The 2212-nt window shown below is 76.4% G+C and carries 1 protein-coding gene; it reads left to right on the forward strand.

The features are described from left to right. Nucleotides 1–2106: TIGR02680 family protein (locus AC5LSR_RS22085; RefSeq protein WP_493468944.1), on the forward strand; the 2106-nt coding region annotated here is incomplete at its 5' end. Nucleotides 2107–2212: the final 106 nt, after the last annotated feature.

The following is a 2212-nucleotide window of genomic DNA, read 5'->3' on the forward strand; positions in this document are numbered from 1 at the left end:
GATCCGGGCCCTGTCGGCAACGATCCAGGCGCTGTCGGTAATGGGCCGGGCGGGGATCGCGCCGAGCCGTGGGCCGCGGCATGGGTCGACGTCGACGGTCGCTTCGGCAACGGGATACTGGCCGGCTCCTGGCACAAGGACACCGCCGGCTACATCGGCGAGGGTGCCCGCGAGACGGCCCGGCGGACGCGGCTGGCGACGGTCCGGGCCGAGCTGGCCGCGGTCGAGCGGCGGCTGGCCGAACTCGCCGCGGCCGTCGCCGAGCTGGTCGGCCGTCAGCGCGCGCTGGCCGTCGAGCACCAGGCGCTGCCGGCCGACAGCGACCTGCGCGAGGCCCACGTCAAACGTGCCGCCGAGCACGAGGCCAGGCGGCGTGTTGACGCCCGCCACGACGAGGCGGTCCGGATCGTCGCCGACCGGGATGCCGCGGCGCGCACGGCGCGGACGGCGGCCGGCGAGTTCGCCGCCGACGTCGGCCTGCCCACGGATGCCGACGGGCTGGCGGCCGTCCGCGCCGCCGTGGGCGACTACCGGGTGGCGCTGGCCGGGCTGTGGCCGGCGGCGCAGGCGCTCGACCGGGCCCGGCAGGCCGCCGCCGAGGCCGAACGCGAGCTCGGCCTCGCGGTGGAGCAGCGCGAGCAGGCCAGCCAGGCGTCCGAGCTGGCCGACGCCCAGGCCGAGGCCGCGGCCGGACGCCACCGCGTCCTGGTCGAGACCGCCGGCGCCGGGGTCGACGAGCTGTACCGCAAGCTCGACGCGGTCGCCACCGAGCTGGCCCGCTGCGACGCCGACGAGCGGACGGCCCGCCGCGTCGAGCAGGATGCCCGCGACGAGCGCGGCAGGGCCGAGGGGCGGCGCGAGAAGCTACGCGAGTCGATCACCGCTGCCGCCGCCGAACGCGACCGGGCGATCGACGCCCTGCGGGCCTTCGTCACCACCGGGCTGCTGGAGATCGCCGTGCCCGGCCTGGAGCTGCCGGACCCGGCCGAGCAGTGGGCGCCGACGCCGGCCATCGCGCTGGCCCGCGCCGTCAACGCCGCCCTCGAGGGGGCCGACGACGGCGACCGGCGCTGGGAGCTGATCCAGCAGCGTGTCTCGGCCGAGCACAAGGTGCTCACCGACGCGCTGTCCCGGCACGGCCACTCGGTCGGGATGACCGTGCGTGACGGCATCATCGTGGTGGACGTGGTGTTCCAGGGCCGCCGGCAGGCCATCGCGGCCCTGGTCGCCGCGCTGGAGACGGAGACCGGGCAGCGGGCGATGCTGCTGTCCGCGAAGGAACGCGAGATCCTGGAGAACCATCTCGTCAACGAGGTGGCCGGCACCCTCCAGGAACTGATCACCGGCGCGGAGGAGCAGGTCAGGGCGATCAACAGCGATCTTGCCGAGCGCCCCACGTCCACCGGGATGCGGCTGCGGCTGCTGTGGCGGGCCGCCCACGACGCCCCGGAGGGGTTCGGCCGGGTACGCGACCGGCTGCTACGGCAGACCGCGGACGCCTGGAGCGCGGCGGACCGGGCCGCGGTCGGCGCCTTCCTCCAGGAGGAGATCAACCGGAAGCACGCCGACGACACCACCGGCGGCTGGGCCGAGCAGCTGACCCAGGCCCTGGACTACCGGCGGTGGCACGCGTTCGCCATCCAGCGCCACCAGGACGGCCAGTGGCGGCCGGCGGCCGGGCCGGCCTCCGGCGGCGAACGGGTGCTCGCCGCCTCCGTGCCGCTGTTCGCCGCCGCGTCGTCGTTCTACACCTCGTCGGGCAACCCCAGCGCCCCCCGCCTGGTCGCGCTGGACGAGGCGTTCGCCGGGGTGGACGACGACTCGCGGGCCAAGTGCCTGGGCCTGCTCGCCGCGTTCGACCTGGACGTGGTGATGACCAGCGAACGCGAGTGGGGCTGCTACCCGCAGGTCCCGGGCCTGGCGATCGCGCAGCTCGCCCGCCGGGAGGATATCGACGCCGTCCTCGTCACCCCCTGGCGCTGGGACGGCCGGGAGCGCGTGCGGGCCGAGCGACCGGCCCCCTACCTGCCCCAGCCGGCCCCGGTGCCCACCCCGGCCCGCCGGCGCCCTGCCGCCGGACGGCCTGCCGTTCGAATGACGACCTGATCGAATGACGACCCCTCGAACGACCGCTGACGCCCGCCAGCCGCACCCGCCGTCGACCACGGGCCGTGTGCGCCCGGCCATCGAACGGCCGCCGGCCGGGCTTCGG

This window comes from Protofrankia sp. CiP1_Cm_nod4, assembly GCF_982290645.1.